Genomic DNA, 17,369 nt, shown 5'->3' with positions numbered 1-17,369 from the left:
GGATAGGCACGGTGTGGAAGCGCTGCAAGGCGTTGAGCTAACGTGTACTAATGGCCCGTGAGGCTTGACCCTATAACACCCAAGGGGTCTGGTCGTGATGATAACGTGAAGAAAGTTGAGTAAGCTCAACGAAATGCCGGATATGCAGCGTGTGGCCCAAACAACAGCGAGGGCGGCAGGCAATGAGACGATCACAAAACAGCATGATATACATTACCCGTTACGCCTGACGACCATAGCATGCGTGAACCACCTGATCCCTTGCCGAACTCAGAAGTGAAACCGCTTAGCGCCGATGGTAGTGTGGGGTCTCCCCATGCGAGAGTAGGTCATCGTCAGGCACTTATTTAACAAGAAACCCAGCCACCCGGCTGGGTTTTTTGTGTGCGTGAAAGAAAATAAATAGAGCTGAATAAATGCTATGATGCGCCCCAATTAATTAGGCAGCCCTCACCGTTTGTGATGGGCGGAATCGAGGTGAAGTGGTGAGCGAAACGGTACCTACGTCATGGTTAGTTTATTGCCGTCCAGGGTTTGAAAATGATGCGTTAGCTGAAATGCAGCATCATGCAGCATTAAACGACGTAGCCTGTGAGGCATCTTACGGCGAGGGGTGGGTAAGCTTAACGCGTCTCGATGGCGAGCCGGTGAATGAGTTACATCGTCAAGCAGCCTTTAAAAAGCTAATTTTTGCACGCCAAAGCTTAGCGGCGTTGCCCGCTCTCACTCTTTCACGAGATGATCGCCTTACCGCTATTTTGGAGCAGGTAAAGGCTAGTCGATGGAACTTTGAGGAAATTTGGCACGAAACGCCGGATACCAATGATGGCAAAGCACTGGCTGGGCTGATTAAGGCGCTTACCAAGCCGCTGGAAAGTATGTTGAAAAAGCGGGGTGCGTTAAGGCGCAGCGCGGGCGCACGACGTTTACATATTTTCTGGACTGACGGTGATCAAGTGCAGCTAGCGATGAGCTTTCCAGGCAATCGTAGCGATTTGATTAATGGTATTCGTCGGTTGCGTTTTCCCTCTCGTGCGCCTAGCCGCTCAACGCTAAAGCTGGAAGAGGCATGGCATGAGTTTATTCCTAGAGATGAGTGGGATGAACGGTTAGCACCGCATATGCAAGCAGCTGATTTAGGTGCCGCCCCAGGTGGCTGGACATGGCAACTGGTTCAGCGCGGCATGTACGTTTATGCCATTGATAATGGCCCCATGGAATCGCAGTTGATGAAGACCGGCCAGATTGATCATCTCAAAGAGGATGGTTTTACCTGGGAGCCACCACAGCGCTTAGACTGGCTGGTCTGCGATATTGTCGATAAACCAGTGCGAGTGCTAGCCATGGTGGAACGTTGGCTGATCCGTAAATGGTGCAAGGAGGCAATCTTCAACCTCAAGTTACCCATGAAAAAGCGCTGGGATGAGGTAACACGTTGTCTAACGGCGTTGGAAGAGTCGCTGGAAAAAGCGGGCGTGCATGCGAACGTATCATGCCGTCACCTCTATCATGATCGGGAAGAGGTAACGGTGCATGTAAGGCTTAGGGATTAATACGAGTGAAATCTCAGGCTTAATAGCCAGGTTCGTAAATCCGGATAGTTTCATCTTCGGTTAATAGCGGTAAAATACGCTGCATGGCCATTGCCCGCGCTTCGCTTGAGTGCCACTCCTTCCAAGCGCGGAGGTCACGCCATTTGGTAATCATCAGTCGACGATCGGTATGACCAAGTTCTACCAGTGTTTCACCACCGATGAAGCCCCTTACGCCTAGGGAAACGCGCATTGCCTCCCGCGCTGCTTGCTCAAATTCTTCTTCAAGACCAGGCATAATTCGCCGTTCGATGATAACTTTAATCATACTTTCTGTTTCCTACATCGAGGATATTAATGGCTGATAATACGGGTACGTTACCCAGCTTTGACGTGGTATTGGACACCTCAGGACTCTACTGCCCAGAGCCGATTATGCTAATGCATAACAAAGTGCGCGACATGACATCAGGCCAAGTGCTCAAAGTGATTGCCACCGATCCCGCCACTACACGAGATGTGCCCAAGTTTTGTCAGTTTTTAGGGCACGAACTGCTTGAGCAGGACACCGCCTCTGAGAGTAACTACCTCTACTTTATTCGCTTAGCATAACCCTTAGAGATAGCGCGGGAACCCAAGCGAGGCTCAAATCAACATCATTGATGTTGGCCTCGCTCACAAGGCAGCACTAAGGCACTCGGCTAATCGCTTGCCACGACCATCATGGCTAGCGCCTCAAGCGTTGCCGGATCTTCTTCCAATATACGATTGGCGATATGGCGCTGGAAAAAGTAAACGGTTTGATGGCGAGCGTGAGCGCTGTAAAGGCACTTGTCCCCTAACAAAATCGGTGTCATCGCCGCTTTGTTCTCGTCGGCAAGGAGCGCGTCAAGGCTACCGTCGCTGTAGAGACGCCAGCCGTAAACAGGCTTCATATGCCAGGGTGAGTTGGGATGATTCATGCACAGCGCGTGGGTGCCCAGAGTATCGGGTATTTGCTGAATGAGAGTTACTTCTCCAGAAGCCTCATAATCAAAATATTCAGCAGCGGCGACTAGCTCATGGTACTTATGGTCCGGTGGTGAATCGAAAATTTCTTCCGTTTCAGGATCACGGTAACCCACGAAGTAGCCATTCTCCTGGCTGTTCAGATCATGGCAGGCCGCCAACGTTTCCATCCACGGCACCATGCCAAAGACGCTACCATCTTCTCTTAGCCCCCAGGCCAAAATAGGCATGCCGTAGTAAGTGTCGGGACTCGCAGCGAGTTGGTACACCATCTCTAGTCCATCTAGCTCCGGAGCTAAACGAACTAGGCACTTTTGCGCCTGCTGACGCTGACGCACAGTTTCCAGGTCGATGACCTGGGCAGAGCGGGGTGACAGGGATGCGCCCATTATGTCCCTCCTTATGCTGCGTGGTCATGACATTGGCGAAGCAAGTTTGGCTTGCTTCATTGTTATCCTTGCTTATCCAACTTACCTATCAACCAATAGCACAAGTTGCTCATAAGGTTAAGGGTTCTGCGCTTTTTAATTATCTTAACAAGTTGGAAAGCGAGCTCGTAGCGCTTGATGCTCGGTGAGCGCTTGCTGAAACTGGCCCCAGGGCGCTTGGGCGTTTTCCAGCGAAAGCCAGCGTGCCTGATAGCGCTGAATCGCTATTGGCTTGTCTACCGGCTGCACGTCAATTAAGCGGTTGATCGCTGTTAGCCACTGCTGGGCAGTGTTTGCCAAGCGTTCAAGCGACTGTGGCTCCCAGCGGCTCAAGCAACTTGTGGCATCTTTCTGCTGAGCTAATAATGCGTTCGCTTCGGTTAAGCGTTGAGTGGCGAGTAGCAGGGCGCGCAACACTTCGGCGGTCAATGGCTGCTCTTGTAGGGTTTTTAAATGATTTTCGAGGGCAGAGGAGTCTTGCTGCCAATCGAGGTCAAACTGGTGATCCGTCATTTGTTGAAGATAATTAATGGCTTCAAGCTGCCTTGCAATAGTGTTTTCATCGACGTTAGCTAAAGGCTGGCTTGCGCGCGCAAAGCTTTTCACCCATTCGCTGGAATCAAAAATAGCGTTCCAACTGACGGCGGGTAACTGAGCCGTTTTAGTGATCGTCAGCTGTTGAAGGCGCGTTCGGTCTTCATCGCTTAACTGTTCGGGAACATCGCTGTTCCAGCAGGTGCTAAGCCGTTGCCATAGTGTTCGCTCATATAACCACTGCTGGCTAGGAAGTGCTACTCGGCCGAGTTGATTGTTACGTGCCGCTATAAGAGAAGTAATTCGACATTCGCGTAATGCATAAATATTCAGCATGCTATCCCTTGTTTCGGGGATGTCAATAAGCCGAGCAGAGCGCTCAGGGAAATCGCCAATATTCATGGGGTCAGCTCGCTCAATGCCTGTCTGGTCGAGGTCATTCGCAAGCTGCTGATGGTAGGAGTGCCACTGCTGCTCAGCAGGGTGATCGCCACAGCCAGCCAGTAAGGTACTTAGGGTTAGTGTTATAAAAAGATTGCCCCACCAAGCCATGTTTACCCCTTAACGCTGATACGCCGCAAACGCCAGGCAAGTAGCAGGGCCGCAGTGCTCAAGCCCGCAATCAAACCCATCCAATAGCCATGAACCCCAAGTGGAGCAACCATGCTGCCCACGCCACGGGAACCCAGCCAGTGGCCGCCGCCCAAGCCTACAATCCAGTAGGAGAGTACCGTTATCACCATCACGATGCGGGTATCTTTATAGCCGCGTAAAGCGCCTGCCAGATTGACTTGTAGCGAGTCAGAGAGTTGGAAGATAACGGCCAAGGCAATGATGGAAAGTGCCAGCGACTGTATCTCACTGTTCGAGGTATAAAGCGCAATGACAGGAATTGCGCTAAACCACAGCAAGAGGCTGTTGATAATTGCGACGATCACACTGATAACAATGCCGTTCCAGGCGACCTGCCGGGCTAAGGTCAAACGCTGCTGGCCAAGCGTGTTACCCACCCGTACGGTCAGCGCCATACTCAGCGACATGGGCAGCATAAACAGAATGGAGGTGAAGCTGAGTGCTATTTGGTGAGCCCCCACCGTGACTTCACCAAAGCTGGCAATAAAGAGTGCAATGAGCGTGAACAGGGTCACTTCGACAAAAATAGCCACACCAATGGGAACGCCCACCACCACTAATTCACGTATGCCTAGCCATTGGGGCGGTGTCATTTTTTGCCAAATCGCAACGCTTTTATAAGTGCTTCCCCTGCGCGTGTAGTAGGCCATCGCGAGTGCCATCGTCCACATGGAGAGCGCCGTCGCAATGCCGCAGCCAAAAGCGCCTAAGGCAGGCAGCTGTTGCAAGCTAGTGGGAATCCAGCCGCCAAATAAATCAACCAAGCCATCGCCGCCGTAGATCAAGAGGTAGTTGGCAGGAATATTCACGCTTAAGCCGACCAAGCTTATCCATAGCGCCGGGCGGGTGTGATTCATGCCATCGGAAAACGCTCTAAGCGCCTGAAAAAGGGCGATCCCCGGCATACCAAAGGCGACAGCTGACAGATAGGCGGCAGACTGGCTGGCAACGGCAGGGGGCACATTCATTAATTCAAATATCGGCATGACGGTCGACCAGAGCAGTAAGGCCGCGACAACACCTAGCAGCAGGGCAACCCAGAGCGCCTGGTGCACTGCTGGGCGAATAGCGGTTTGGCGCTGTCCACCCAGCAAATGTGCCACAATTGGTGTGAGCCCCATCAGGGTGCCCGTCATAAACAGCATCAATGGCATCCAGAGACTGGATCCTACCGAGACGGCAGCGAGTGACGTTGCATCATGTCGGCCTGTCATCATGACATCAACAACACTCATCCCTGCTTGAGCCAGCTGAGCTCCGCAAATGGGTAATGCCAAGTAGACCAGAGCGCGAGTTTCTGGCCAATACACCGATTTAACTTGTTGAGTGAAATCGCCCAATGAGAAGGCTCCTGATCGACGAATTAAGCTATAAAAAAGCGGTAGGTTAGCAGGGAAGCCTATGCCTTGCTGCCCTGTATTTAGTTTGCCTCTGTGAGGCAGTTATACTTTCTCAAACGGCAATGATAAACGAGGTCAATTTGAATCACGTGCAGGATCGATGGACGCTGGCTGATATTACCGCGCTCTTTGATGGCATTTTTGCAGAGCATTATCAAACACGCCTAATTCGGGGGGACGATGAACCCCTCTATCGGCCTGCTGATAGCGAAACACCGTACCATCAAGTTATTTTTGCGCGGGGCTATTATGCCAGTGCGTTACACGAAATTAGCCACTGGTGTATTGCGGGAGAAAAGCGTCGTCAATTAGAAGATTACGGCTATTGGTATTCGCCGGATGGGCGTAATGCTGGGCAACAAGCTGCTTTTGAGAGCGCAGAGGTTGCTCCCCAAGCGTTAGAGTACCTATTTGCCCAGGCGTGTGGCCGTCATTTCCATGTCAGCGTGGACAATCTGGGCGGCGATACAGACGTGGATCGGGAAGCTTTCCAACAGCGCGTTATGGTTCGGGCAGCGCGCTACCAAGATGAAGGCTTACCCCTACGTGCCAAAGCCTTTTGCCATGCATTGAACGCTTACTATCAACAAGGGCTGAAGCTTGAAACAGCCATTGTTCAAGGACTTGATAGGTTGCTATGCACACGACTATGTTGAAGTTGTCTACTATGTAGGGGTTACGAATCATAAGGAGGGAATCTCATGACTCAGCACAATACAAACGGATCAGCCAAGGATGTGGTTGATATCCTAACCACAGATCATCAGGAAATGATGGCGCTGGCAGGCCAAATTAAAGGCTCAAATGACCCACAGTGGCGTAGAGATACGGCGGATACCTTGATCGCTGAGGTAATGCGCCATGCCATTGCCGAGGAAATGTACGTTTATCCGGCAATAGAAAAATACATACCGAATGGAACCGAAGAGGTTGAGCATGACAAACAAGAGCACGATGAAATTGTTCAAGTAATGAAACAGCTGGAAGATTGTAATGCTGTCGATCCGGTTTTCATGACGCAGCTCGAAAAGTTAGAAGGATTGTTAAGTCACCATGCAGACGACGAGGAGTCACAGCAATTTCCTAAGATGCGCACCCGTATGTCCGGTGACCAACTCATTGAACTAGGTGAAAAATTAGAACAGGCCAAAACACTGGCGCCGACTCGTCCACATCCCAACGCTCCTCATTCAGAACTCTTCCATAAGAGTGTGGGGGCGGGTGTAGGCATGGTTGACAGGCTTAGAGACAAGCTCACGGGGCGGAAAATGAAGTAAATACAAGCTTAATTTAGGTGCTGGTGACCGCAGACAGTTTTTTAGACGGCTTTTGCTAGATAGTTTTCCTGAAAAGGTAAAGGGTAGCAATGCGCCACTTAGTGGCGCTTTAGTTTACCTGCTTCAACTCGTGGGTAATGTCAGTCATGCTGTGGTAGTGATGGTCGCTAAACTGCTTCAGCAGTTGTATTTCCTGCTTACTCGCATTTCGATAGGCATGATTGATTAGCTGCTCACGCGTGGCTGGAAAGCTTATTCCATCGAACAGGCTAGCAAAGCGAGCTGCGGATGGGGCTTGCATGGCACGCTGGCCGCCAGTCTTGCTTGGCTGGTTGTGGGGCACGTCATCATGAGTACGCAGTTCTCCGAAGGCACGCGCGACCTCGGCAGCATCGCGATACTCCTGGTCGGGTAATTGCCGCACGATGTCATACACCTCTTGCTCATCGTCACTCAGTGCATCGACGAGTTCGCTGCGTGTTTTCGGGAATTCAATCCCTTTCAGCGCTTTTTCAATATCAGCCGCAGAGACCGCCTGTTTTGGGTGAGAAGTGAGCATATGCCGCTCGTAAAGTGATTTTTGCTCGAACTCAGCCCCGCATATTTCGCAAGTAAACTGTGCCATCAGCGTATCTCCCCCAGCGCTTTTTGGATATCTGCCATCGTTGCGTACTTTCGGCTGGGAAATTCCTTTAATACGTCAATAACGTCATCTGTGGCATGGTTGGTTTTGGCCTGTTTAATCAGGTCCGCCTTGCTGCTCGGTAAATCGATGCCCTTGAGTGCCTTGGTAATGCCAGCCGCCGATGCCGAATCAGTGGCTGTCTTGCCACCGCGCTCACCGCCTGTGCTGCGATCGCCTTCGGGTTCCTTGGCTTCTGGCTGCATGTGCGGCTCGGTGAGCTCGCCACCTTCCAGCGCTTCATTGGGCCACTCGCGCTTTTTCAGCCCTAACGTCTTGAATAGGGCTGCCTTGCCGGTGATGGAAATTTGCTCTTCGGCGAGGTTGTCATGCGCTCCGATGAGCAGAAGTTGAGCATCTTCGTAGTCGAGCAGCCTGCTATCGTCAATATCCAGCCAGCGTTTGTCGGCGAATTTCTCTATTAAGCGCTTGGGGTAGTTCGGTTTAGCGTCTGGAAAACCGGGGACATCAAGGGAGGGGTTGCGCACCGAGATGATATAACTTGCCTCGGCAAGAATCCCCAGTTCCGCCTGCGCTTTGCCGGGTTTCGTGGGGTTGGTGAGCCGATAAGCCAAACGCGAACTGTTGTGACGCTCAAAGATAGCGTAGCGCCCCTCTCCAACGGGAATGGCTTCGCCCTGTTCCTGCTCGCCACGGGTTTTGGTAGCGTACTCGAGCGGCGCTAGCGCCTCGCCAATGATTGTTGGCTTGCCTATCATGTCGTTCATCATCCACTCTCGTGCGGTAGACGATGGCTTGCCATGGCTAATCTTAGGCATGCGCTTTTTGCCCACCAGGAATAATCGAGCGGTGTCTTTATCGTCTGGCGTTAGCACTAAGTAAAGGCGCTGAACGTCTTCAATGTTTTCGACCCGCGGTGTATTGACCTTGGGCCGATAGAAAAAATAGATATCTCCCTTTTCAACATAATCCTTCATCTGTCACCTCCTGTGTAGAAATGGCTATGTCGTTAAGATGGAGTCCTCAAAAGCGTGTCCTACAGCTACCTTTCTAAACAAAGCCTCATTATGGGTTAGCAGAGGATTTTCCTTCGTGCAAACGTATCCTAGGCTATTGGTAGCTAATGCCTAGTCCTCTTCAGTAAGGCGCTGGTGCATCGAGAGCATAACCTCAAGCTCATGTTCTGGACGCATCGGCTCTAAGCCCAGCTCGCTGAACGTTTCACGCCGCTGGCGATGCCATTCGCCAGGAGTGATTGAAGGGTAGAGCACCGATGCCGGGGCTAGCTCTACGAAAGGATCCAGCCCATAGGTATCAAACAGCCGTGCCAGTGCCGCTTCGTCGTCGCCGTTGTCGCTGGTATACAGCGTGGCGGAGAAGTGGTCGTTCTCAAGTTCGCGAATCACTTCCAGAGGACTAACCCCCAGGCTCTCCAGCTCTTCCATGCTGTAGGCGCCCAGGGCATTGGTGTCTTCCTTGATCCAGCTATCATCCGGCTGAATTAATGTTTGCTTCACTCGGCCATCGGGCAGCGACCAAGCAATGGCGAGCGGTAAGCCATCGTCTTCGCCCGTTTCAATGGCAATAAACCCAGGATAATCGGCCACGCTAGTACTCCTATTATGATTCTGCGGGAAGACGGAAAAAACGCTTGGCAGTTTGGGTGGTGGCGTTGCCTAGTTCAGTTTCGTTGATGCCGTGCCACTGAGCAATCTCGCGCACTATCCAAGGTAACAAAGCGGGTTCATGGCGGCGCCCTTTGAGTTTTGTAGGCAAGTTACGGGGTAACAAATAAGGGCAGTCGGTTTCAACCATTAAACGTTCAAGAGGAATATCACTCACCAATGATCGCAGGTGATGACCGCGCCGCTCATCGCAAATCCAGCCCGTTAACCCTATATGCAAGTCTAGGTCGAGATAACCAAATAGCGTATCGCGGTCAGCAGTGAAACAGTGAACCACCGCGTGGCTGATGTCGTCTCGCCACGTATGCAGAATTTCGCGCATCCGCTGGCCTGCATCGCGCTCGTGTAAAAACAGCGGCAACCCGCTTTCGACCGCGAGCGCCAGCTGCGCTTCAAACGCACGCTCCTGCTCCTGGGGCGTCGAGAAGTTGCGATTAAAATCCAGCCCACACTCGCCCACAGCCACTACTTCCGGTAAGGCATGCAGGGCCGCCATGGCGCGCTCAAGACCTGCATCCCACTGGCTGGCGTCATGAGGGTGTACACCCGCCGTGGCGTACAGGCCAGGATACTGTTTGGCCAACTCGACGGCTTGCTCGGCGTGGGCAAGATCGGTACCGGTAACGATCATGCTCGTTACCTGCGCTGCCAGGGCACGTTGTATAACCGCCTCAAGATCACGTCCAAAGCTTTCGTGGGTTAAGTTAGCGCCGATATCCACCAAAGGGGTACTAGGCCGAAACTGTAGTGCTTCGGGTAAAAAATCATCGGCATACGCAGTGGTCAAAGGTGTCTCCCATTCAATATGCAAAGGCACCATTGTAACGGTATGCGCGAGCATCGACTAATGCATCAACGTTCCCCTACCAGCGCGCTCATGCGTTACACTGTGCGCCTCACGATTAAGGAGGACACCGCGTGACCCTGTTACGACTCGAACAGCTGCAACTCGCCTACGGCACCCATGTACTACTCAATCGCGCCGACCTGACGGTTGAAAAAGGCGAGCGGCTGGCGCTGGTCGGGCGCAATGGCACCGGCAAGTCCACTCTGCTGAAGCTGGTAGCGGGGGATATCCTGCCCGACGATGGCTCCATCTGGCGCGCACCTGGTCTCAAGATTGGCGTGTTGGCTCAGGAGTTACCCGAGTCATCTGGCTTGACCATTTTCGATATGGTCGCCCAAGGGCTTCCAGAAGCCGGAGAGCTGCTCTCCGAGTACGACCATCTGATCAATGATCCCGACCCTGATATGGATCGCATGGCGACCCTGCAAACGCGCCTGGAAGCCATTGATGGCTGGTCGTATCACCAGCGTATCGATACGGTGCTCACGCGCTTAGGCTTGCCCCCTGAGGCTGAAATGAGCTCGCTCTCCGGTGGCTGGCGCCGCCGAGTAGCGCTGGCGCGCGCTCTGGTTGCTGAGCCCGACCTGCTGCTGCTTGATGAGCCTACCAACCATTTGGACTTAGACACCATTGCCTGGTTGGAAGAGCAACTGCTGGCCTTTAATGGCGCAGTACTGCTGATTACGCACGATAGGGCGTTTCTTTCCAAGCTAGCGACCAATATTCTGGAGCTGGACCGTGGCCAGCTAGGGCGCTACCCCGGCAAGTACGAAGAGTATCAGGCCCGTAAGCAGCATGAGCTTGAAGTGGAAGCACGGGAGAACGCTGAATTCGATAAAAAACTCGCTCAAGAGGAAGCCTGGATTCGTCAGGGCGTTAAAGCACGGCGTACCCGCAACGAAGGCCGGGTTCGTGCGCTGGAAGCGATGCGTAACGAACGCAGCCAGCGCCGTGAACGCCAGGGTAATGCCAACTTAACGGTGGATCGCGGCGAGCGCACCGGTAAGCGCGTTGTGGAGCTGCAAGGCGTCACCCAGCGCTTTGGCGATGACGTAATACTGCGTGATATTAACCTTGAAGTACTGCGCGGCGACCGTATCGGTTTCCTGGGGCGCAACGGCGCGGGCAAGACAACCCTATTGAAAATCCTGCTGGGCGAGCTGGAACCCACTGAAGGCAAGGTGCAGATGGGCACCAATCTAAAAGTGGCCTATTTCGATCAGCTGCGTGCCGGGCTGGAGCTTGATAAAACCGTGTATGACAACGTTGCTCAGGGCAGTGATCGCGTCAGCGTGGGCGGTAAAGATCGCCATGTGATGAGTTACCTGCAGGACTTTCTGTTCACACCTGAGCGGGTACGCCAACCGGTGAAAGCGCTCTCTGGTGGTGAGTCCAACCGCCTGCTGCTTGCCAAGTTGTTTACTCAGCCAGCTAACGTGCTGGTACTCGATGAGCCGACCAACGACCTCGACATGGAAACTTTGGAGTTGCTTGAAGAGCTGCTTCTCGATTTCGATGGCACGCTACTGCTGGTTTCCCACGACCGTACCTTTATGGATAACGTGGTAACCAGCATGCTCGCCTTTGAAGGCGATGGCGTGGTGCGTGAATACGTGGGCGGCTATACCGATTGGATTCGCCAGGGCGGCAAGTTACCTCCAGCGCCTTGGGAAGGGGCGGCGCGTCAGCGTACTGAACCCACCTCAGAAACGCCTAAAAAGGTGGCCGAAGCTCCTGCTGCCCCGGCTAAGAAAAGCGTTAAGCTCTCCTACAACTTGCAGCGTGAGTTAGATGCGCTGCCCGCTGAAATAGAACGCCTTGAGAGTGAAGTAGAGGCGCTAGAGAGCGAGATTGGTGACCCAGCGTTTTATCAGCAAGAAGCAGAAGCCGTTACGGCTAAACTTCAGTCCCTTGAGAAAGTGCAGAAAACGCTAGAAGTAGCCATGGAGCGTTGGATGGAGCTGGAAGCGATGGCCGCTGGGGAATAGATGTAGCAACGATAAAAGGCGCCGAATGGGCGCCTTTTTCGTAGCGATATAAAGAAAGGGTCTACTCGTCGCTTTTTTCGCCTTTTTTGCCCACGCGTACCGCAAGAACATCGCACTGAGCGCCGTGCAGCACGCCGGTAGAGGTTGAACCTAGCAGTAACGCAAAACCATGGCGACCGTGGGAGCCCACTACGATCAAGTCCACATCATGCTCTTCGGCAAACCGGTGGATTTCGGTATCGGGCATACCCACGACAACATGCTGGTCAGCCTCAGCAATATGCGGCGCGGCAATTTCGGCTAAGCGTTTTTTGGCATGTTCATCCAACTGGTCTTGGATGCTGGTCAAATCCATCGGTATATCACCACCATAGGCAAACCCAAGCGGTTCCAGGGTATGCATAATGGAGATTTTGGCTTGATCGTTGCGGGCTGCGATTGCCACGGCACGTTCCAGGATCTTGTGGGAGTCTTTGGTTAAGTCAACGGCAACTAAAATGTGGTGATAGCTCATGGCATATCTCCTTAGCGTGGGTAACACTAGTTCACAAAGAATAATGGAGGCTCTTTGTTCAATGACCGTTACTTTAGATGGCGTGCCTTATTTTAACAATGATCCGTGTTTTAACCATGACGTGTATCAAAACAACGACCTGAGTCATGATGGTTAGAATAGCTTATACAGTGTGGCTCACGTTAAAGGAAATGTAGAGATGGAATGGCTAATTATTATAGCAATTTTGATGTTTGTCATCGCACCGGTGATGTGGCTAAAGCCCAGTCCACGCCAGAGGCGCCAGCAGACGTTGCGCACGCAAATTGCCAAGCAAGGCGTAACTATCAAACTGGAAAAACCACCGCTTCACCACTTTAAAGGGACGATGCCTGCCTACCGGTGGCACTATCCTCAGTCAGCACCTGGGCCGGATTTCCTTTTGGTCAGAGACAGCAATGCGAGTGAAGCTTTAGCACCGTATCATGCGGGCTGGCGGTGGCGCATAGCCCCTTTGCGGCCGCTTCCCGATAATGCCGAGATACCGTTAAAAGCACTGCTTGAGCGTTTGCCACAAGACGCGCTGGTGATACAGTCGACTCCCTACGCGCTGACCCTATGGTGGTGGGAGTCGCAAACCGCTGAACGATTCACGACATATTTGCCTGAGTTTAAGCAACTGATTGATACTCTTCAGGGCCATGTCGATCGGCCCAACGGTCAACCGCTCAAAGGGACAGAGCAGACTGCGCCAACCTCAAAGAATGATCATGAGGCTGGGCCGTCTTGATCCCGGGCCTGAATGGCTAACCCGTTGGCTTCAATCACCGCCAGCCATTCATTGAGCTGTTCAAGGTTCTCCTCGCTCAAGCCTGCAAACATCTCCTTACGCGCCTGCTGGGCAACACTGTCGATTTTTTCCAACAATGGCATAGCGGCTGGCGTCAGATAGATACGTTTGCTACGGCGGTCATTGTCACAGGCACGGCGTTCCACCAAACCTTGCTCTTCAAGCTGGCCGAGAGTGCGCACCAAGGACGGTGCCTCAACACCAATGGCGCGGGCAAGATCGCACTGTGGGTGCCCCTCGCCCATACGCCACAAGTGATAGAGCGTGACCCAACGCGTTTGCGTTAAGCCTAAGGGGGCAAGTCGTCGATCTAGAATTGAACGCCATAGATGCGGCAAGCGTGCGATACGAAAACCAATCGTTGAAGCCATAAGTAACTAGCTACCAATAAATGTGAGTAAGCGAATTGTCATAAGCTGCGCCACTGAATGCAAGGCGATTAACAATTCAGTCATCCGGTTGCGCCTCTGCATCATTAGTGCGGCCCGGTACAAAGCGCCGTAAGTTCAATCCGCTTAAGCCACTGGCATGTATTTCTCCATCGGCTAGTGAAGCCTGCTGGCTATCCTCTGCCACCTCAAAGCGTATTAATCCTAAGCGCTGCCCAGTGCTTGTCATAATGTCGATGCGCCACTGCCCGGTTGGATCTTCTGGGAAGTTTTGTTTGTGACTCCATGCGCGGTATCCCTGCTCGCGTCCGCCGTTGATGTTAAGTTCCACTACGTCCATCGGCTCACCATTATGATGCCAAGCATGGGTAATGGTTTCACTCAGTCCACGCGGTGCCCGTATAGCGGTGTATACATAAAGGCCATTTTCGCTGATGGCTTGGGGCGTTAGCGTCATAGAACCCTGAGGAAGGCGCTGCTCAACGTCGAACCCAGGAGAAAGAGCACTGCTGGTCATCCATAGGCTGGCAGGTGGCACCCAAATACGCCCAAGCCAAGCGCCGTAGGCTAAGAACAGCGTTAATCCAAAAAAAGCAAACCAGCGTTTGAGAGAGCTTTGCTTTAATAGGTGCCAAAAGCTGGGTAAGGCCACCAGAACCGTGATTCCTAGAGCCAGCAGCAGACTCTGACCGGTGGCAAGATGCACCATAATGGGCAGCGTCACCAGCAATACTAGGAACACGCACATCGCGTGGAATAAAAAGTAAAGACTGCGCCACCGCTCGGCAATTTTAAAATAGATGGGATCGATGATAGACAGAAGCGCCATGATGCCCACCAGAAGCGCAAACAGCGTTTGGCCGCTATTCCATACCGTGGTGACTAAAATAAACGGCAATGTGAAAAAAAGCGTTTCCTGATGAATCATCTGGGCAATAAATGTCGTTACGCCTCTTGGCGGAGTAGGGTGGCCACGACGTTTTAACCAGCGACTGATTAACCCTTCGGAAAGCAGTAGCGTCCAGGCGAACAATAGCCCTAATGCCAGCGCAGCTCCCAACCACTGCTGACGATCGACCAGAAAGAAACTGCCTAACCCGGCAGTAAATGCCATGGGCGGCCATAGCCAGCTCCATGGCTTTAGTCGCTCGACAATGCTTTCTATATGCCGCTGAACGGTGGCAATGCGGGATGGCGTGAGCAGTGCGCCCATAGACAGTTAACCTGCAAAATAATTGGAAGCGTGATCCTAGCAGCATGAACGCCCGCAGGGGAGTGCTGGTCTCAGTAGATGGATAAATTAGCCAAAAGTCAGGGCTTGACGAACACAGGCAACTCAACCAAGCTAAAGCAATCAAACGGCCGTATGAAATCGATTGGGTTGTGTTGACCGTATATTTCTATTGGTCGAATAAAAGTGTGGCGGGTTCCTTTTATGGAACCAACCCGAATTGTGGAGAGAGCGCGGATGATCTACCAAGGCAACGCCATCACGGTGGCACGTCGTGACACCCCGAGTGGCAATGACATCGCTATGCTCACTTTTGATCTGAAAGGTGAGTCCGTCAACAAACTATCCAGCGCAGTGGTGGCAGAGCTGGGTGAAGCCGTCAAAGCAATCCAAGCTGAAAATAGTTTAAAAGGCTTATTGATTGCTAGTGGTAAAGAAGTGTTTATCGTCGGTGCAGATATTACTGAGTTTCACAACCTCTTTGATAAAGGTGAAGAGTACCTAGTTGAGATGAATCTCAAGGTACACGATATTTTCAATGCCATCGAAGACCTGCCTTTCCCCACCGTTACCGCGATTAACGGGTTGGCCCTAGGGGGCGGCTGTGAAGTATTGCTAACCACCGATTTTCGCGTGATGAGCGAGAAAGCCAAGATTGGGCTGCCGGAAACTAAGCTCGGCATTCTGCCCGGTTGGGGCGGCTGTGTGCGCCTCCCACGTATTATCGGCGCTGATAACGCTATCGAATGGATTGCTGGTGGCACGGAAAACCGCGCTGATGCTGCTCTGAAGATGAGCGCTGTGGATGCCGTGGTCAGCGCCGAGCAGTTGGAAGATGCCGCGCTGGATATCCTTGATCGCGCCAATGCCGGTGAGCTGGATTATCAGGCGCGTCGTGCTGAAAAGACCAGCCCGCTGAAGCTCAACCCGATTGAGCAGATGATGGCGTTTGAAACCGCCAAAGGCTATGTCGCTGGTAAGGCTGGGCCGCACTATCCCGCGCCGGTTGAAGCGATCAAAGTGATACAGAAAGGCGCTGGTGAAGAGCGCGGCCGTGCCCAGGCAATTGAAGCCAAAGCGTTCGCCAAGCTAGCGCTAAGCAGCGTAGCGTTCAACCTGGTCGGCCTGTTCCTCAATGATCAAGTGGTCAAAAAGAAGGCCAGCAACTACGAGAAGCAAGCTCAGCCGGTGAAGCAAACGGCGGTGCTGGGTGCTGGCATTATGGGTGGCGGTATCGCGTATCAGAGTGCCTCTAAAGGCACGCCGATCCTGATGAAAGACATTAAGGACGACGCGATAGAGTTAGGTCTGAAAGAAGCCCGTAAACTGTTTGCCAAACAGGTAGAGCGTAAGAAGCTGACTACCGAGCAAATGGCTGAAAAGCTCACCAACATCCGCCCGACGCTCTCTTACGGTGATTTTGATAACGTTGACCTTGTTGTCGAAGCCGTTGTTGAGAATCCCAAGGTCAAAGACGCCGTACTTACCGAAGTGGAAGGCGTGGTGGGCGAGAACACTATTCTCACCTCCAATACCTCAACCATCTCGATCAACCGTTTGGCGCAAAACCTAAAGCGGCCGGAAAACTTTTGCGGTATGCACTTCTTTAACCCTGTGCACCGCATGCCGCTGGTGGAAGTTATCCGTGGTGAGAAAACCTCGGACGCCGCCGTTGCTGCCACCGTGGCCTACGCTCGCGCCATGGGCAAAACGCCGATTGTAGTTAACGACTGCCCCGGCTTCTTGGTCAACCGTGTGCTGTTCCCCTACTTTGGTGGCTTTAGCTTCCTGGTGGAGCAGGGCGCTGACTTCCAGCGCGTTGATAAAGTGATGGAGAAGTTTGGCTGGCCCATGGGCCCGGCCTACTTGCTGGATGTGGTCGGTTTAGACACTGCCGTTCATGCCAATGACGTCATGGCCGAAGGCTTCCCTGATCGTATGGCCCGAGATGGCAAAACCGCCATTCAGGTCATGTACGACAATGACCGTTTGGGTCAGAAGAACGACAAGGGTTTTTATGCCTACGAAGAGGACAAGAAGGGTAAGCCGAAGAAAGTGATCGACGAAGCGGCTTACGCATTGGTCAAAGAGGTGGTGAAGGAGCATAAAGAGTTTTCCGACGAAGACATCATCGCGCGCATGATGGTGCCGCTCTGCTTGGAAACCGTACGCTGTTTGGAAGATGGCATTGTCGCGACGCCGGCTGAAGCCGATATGGCGTTGATCTATGGCATCGGCTTCCCACCATTCCGCGGTGGCGCTCTGCGCTACATCGATGCGATGGGCGTGGCTGAGTTTGTGAAACTTGCGGAAGGGCTAGCCGAAGAGCTGGGGCCGCTATACGCGCCCACCGATAAGCTGCGTCAGATGGCTCAAAATGGCGAGTTATTTTATTCCAACGATAAGTCTGACAACCAAGCCTAACCACCAC

Annotated in this window: 18 protein-coding genes and 1 rRNA gene; 8 read left to right on the top strand and 11 right to left on the bottom strand. The window is 52.7% G+C overall.

Annotated features, from left to right (window positions below; translation table 11 throughout):
- Nucleotides 1–225 precede the first annotated feature (225 nt).
- Nucleotides 226–341 (top strand): 5S ribosomal RNA (rrf, locus tag CXF87_RS02105).
- A 141-nt stretch (nucleotides 342–482) separates the two neighbouring features.
- Nucleotides 483–1,553, top strand: coding sequence for a 23S rRNA (cytidine(2498)-2'-O)-methyltransferase RlmM (gene rlmM / locus CXF87_RS02100; protein WP_198555983.1), 1,071 nt, complete (start codon nucleotides 483–485; stop codon nucleotides 1,551–1,553).
- Between the two features lie 19 nt (nucleotides 1,554–1,572).
- Here the strand turns inward: rlmM and CXF87_RS02095 are convergent, their stop codons facing one another.
- Nucleotides 1,573–1,860 carry an antibiotic biosynthesis monooxygenase family protein gene (locus CXF87_RS02095; RefSeq protein ID WP_101145289.1) on the bottom strand — a complete coding sequence of 96 codons (288 nt, stop codon included), beginning with the start codon at nucleotides 1,858–1,860 and terminating at the stop codon, nucleotides 1,573–1,575.
- A 29-nt stretch (nucleotides 1,861–1,889) separates the two neighbouring features.
- Here CXF87_RS02095 and tusA point away from each other — a divergent pair, with 29 nt between their 5' ends.
- Nucleotides 1,890–2,144 carry a sulfurtransferase TusA gene (tusA, locus tag CXF87_RS02090; RefSeq protein ID WP_035556892.1) on the top strand — a complete coding sequence of 85 codons (255 nt, stop codon included), beginning with the start codon at nucleotides 1,890–1,892 and terminating at the stop codon, nucleotides 2,142–2,144.
- 89 nt (nucleotides 2,145–2,233) lie between these two features.
- Here the strand turns inward: tusA and CXF87_RS02085 are convergent, their stop codons facing one another.
- From CXF87_RS02085 to CXF87_RS02075, 3 genes are all read right to left on the bottom strand, one after another.
- Nucleotides 2,234–2,929: a hypothetical protein gene (locus CXF87_RS02085; protein ID WP_101145288.1), complete on the bottom strand. Its 696-nt coding sequence runs from the start codon at nucleotides 2,927–2,929 to the stop codon at nucleotides 2,234–2,236.
- A gap of 144 nt (nucleotides 2,930–3,073) precedes the next feature.
- On the bottom strand, nucleotides 3,074–4,054 hold the full coding sequence (locus CXF87_RS02080) for a DUF3080 family protein (protein WP_101145287.1): 981 nt from the start codon (nucleotides 4,052–4,054) through the stop codon (nucleotides 3,074–3,076).
- 2 nt (nucleotides 4,055–4,056) lie between these two features.
- Complete coding sequence (locus tag CXF87_RS02075; protein ID WP_101145286.1) at nucleotides 4,057–5,475, bottom strand: MATE family efflux transporter; 1,419 nt, start codon at nucleotides 5,473–5,475, stop codon at nucleotides 4,057–4,059.
- Nucleotides 5,476–5,615: 140 nt separating this feature from the next.
- On the opposite strand from CXF87_RS02075, the gene CXF87_RS02070 reads away from it, so the two are divergent.
- Nucleotides 5,616–6,191, top strand: coding sequence for an elongation factor P hydroxylase (locus CXF87_RS02070; protein ID WP_101145285.1), 576 nt, complete (start codon nucleotides 5,616–5,618; stop codon nucleotides 6,189–6,191).
- A gap of 45 nt (nucleotides 6,192–6,236) precedes the next feature.
- Complete coding sequence (locus tag CXF87_RS02065) at nucleotides 6,237–6,812, top strand: hemerythrin domain-containing protein (RefSeq protein WP_101145284.1); 576 nt, start codon at nucleotides 6,237–6,239, stop codon at nucleotides 6,810–6,812.
- Nucleotides 6,813–6,921: 109 nt separating this feature from the next.
- Here the strand turns inward: CXF87_RS02065 and CXF87_RS02060 are convergent, their stop codons facing one another.
- The 4 genes from CXF87_RS02060 to CXF87_RS02045 all read right to left on the bottom strand — a co-directional run bounded on the left by CXF87_RS02060 (nucleotide 6,922) and on the right by CXF87_RS02045 (nucleotide 9,960).
- Nucleotides 6,922–7,437 (bottom strand): DUF2795 domain-containing protein, encoded by a 516-nt coding sequence (locus tag CXF87_RS02060; RefSeq protein WP_101145283.1) that lies wholly within the window; start codon nucleotides 7,435–7,437, stop codon nucleotides 6,922–6,924.
- Complete coding sequence (locus CXF87_RS21715; RefSeq protein ID WP_198555981.1) at nucleotides 7,437–8,432, bottom strand: DUF2795 domain-containing protein; 996 nt, start codon at nucleotides 8,430–8,432, stop codon at nucleotides 7,437–7,439. Before CXF87_RS21715 ends, CXF87_RS02060 begins: the two co-directional genes overlap by 1 nt.
- 150 nt (nucleotides 8,433–8,582) lie before the next feature.
- The gene (locus CXF87_RS02050) at nucleotides 8,583–9,062 is read right to left on the bottom strand and encodes a hypothetical protein (RefSeq protein ID WP_008959945.1); all 480 of its coding nucleotides are present in this window, start codon (nucleotides 9,060–9,062) and stop codon (nucleotides 8,583–8,585) included.
- 13 nt (nucleotides 9,063–9,075) lie between these two features.
- The gene (locus CXF87_RS02045) at nucleotides 9,076–9,960 is read right to left on the bottom strand and encodes a TatD family hydrolase (RefSeq protein ID WP_431313230.1); all 885 of its coding nucleotides are present in this window, start codon (nucleotides 9,958–9,960) and stop codon (nucleotides 9,076–9,078) included.
- A gap of 98 nt (nucleotides 9,961–10,058) precedes the next feature.
- Between CXF87_RS02045 and CXF87_RS02040 the strand changes: the two genes are divergently transcribed.
- The gene (locus CXF87_RS02040; protein ID WP_101145282.1) at nucleotides 10,059–11,975 is read left to right on the top strand and encodes an ATP-binding cassette domain-containing protein; all 1,917 of its coding nucleotides are present in this window, start codon (nucleotides 10,059–10,061) and stop codon (nucleotides 11,973–11,975) included.
- Nucleotides 11,976–12,036: 61 nt separating this feature from the next.
- Here the strand turns inward: CXF87_RS02040 and CXF87_RS02035 are convergent, their stop codons facing one another.
- Nucleotides 12,037–12,489, bottom strand: coding sequence for a universal stress protein (locus CXF87_RS02035; protein WP_008959936.1), 453 nt, complete (start codon nucleotides 12,487–12,489; stop codon nucleotides 12,037–12,039).
- Between the two features lie 199 nt (nucleotides 12,490–12,688).
- Here CXF87_RS02035 and CXF87_RS02030 point away from each other — a divergent pair, with 199 nt between their 5' ends.
- Nucleotides 12,689–13,258, top strand: a complete 570-nt coding sequence (locus CXF87_RS02030; RefSeq protein WP_101145281.1) for a preprotein translocase subunit YajC — start codon at nucleotides 12,689–12,691, stop codon at nucleotides 13,256–13,258.
- Here the strand turns inward: CXF87_RS02030 and slyA are convergent.
- Nucleotides 13,237–13,689: a transcriptional regulator SlyA gene (slyA, locus tag CXF87_RS02025; protein ID WP_035556925.1), complete on the bottom strand. Its 453-nt coding sequence runs from the start codon at nucleotides 13,687–13,689 to the stop codon at nucleotides 13,237–13,239. The genes CXF87_RS02030 and slyA overlap by 22 nt on opposite strands.
- 76 nt (nucleotides 13,690–13,765) lie before the next feature.
- Nucleotides 13,766–14,920: a DUF5924 family protein gene (locus CXF87_RS02020; RefSeq protein WP_101145280.1), complete on the bottom strand. Its 1,155-nt coding sequence runs from the start codon at nucleotides 14,918–14,920 to the stop codon at nucleotides 13,766–13,768.
- A gap of 255 nt (nucleotides 14,921–15,175) precedes the next feature.
- Here CXF87_RS02020 and fadB point away from each other — a divergent pair, with 255 nt between their 5' ends.
- Complete coding sequence (gene fadB, locus CXF87_RS02015) at nucleotides 15,176–17,362, top strand: fatty acid oxidation complex subunit alpha FadB (RefSeq protein WP_101145279.1); 2,187 nt, start codon at nucleotides 15,176–15,178, stop codon at nucleotides 17,360–17,362.
- Nucleotides 17,363–17,369: the final 7 nt, after the last annotated feature.

Origin of the sequence: Halomonas sp. MES3-P3E, assembly GCF_002836035.1 — a bacterium.
Lineage (GTDB): Bacteria > Pseudomonadota > Gammaproteobacteria > Pseudomonadales > Halomonadaceae > Vreelandella > Vreelandella arctica.
Note: the sequence above shows the minus strand (reverse complement) of the source record. Positions and strands in the feature narration are given on the sequence as shown.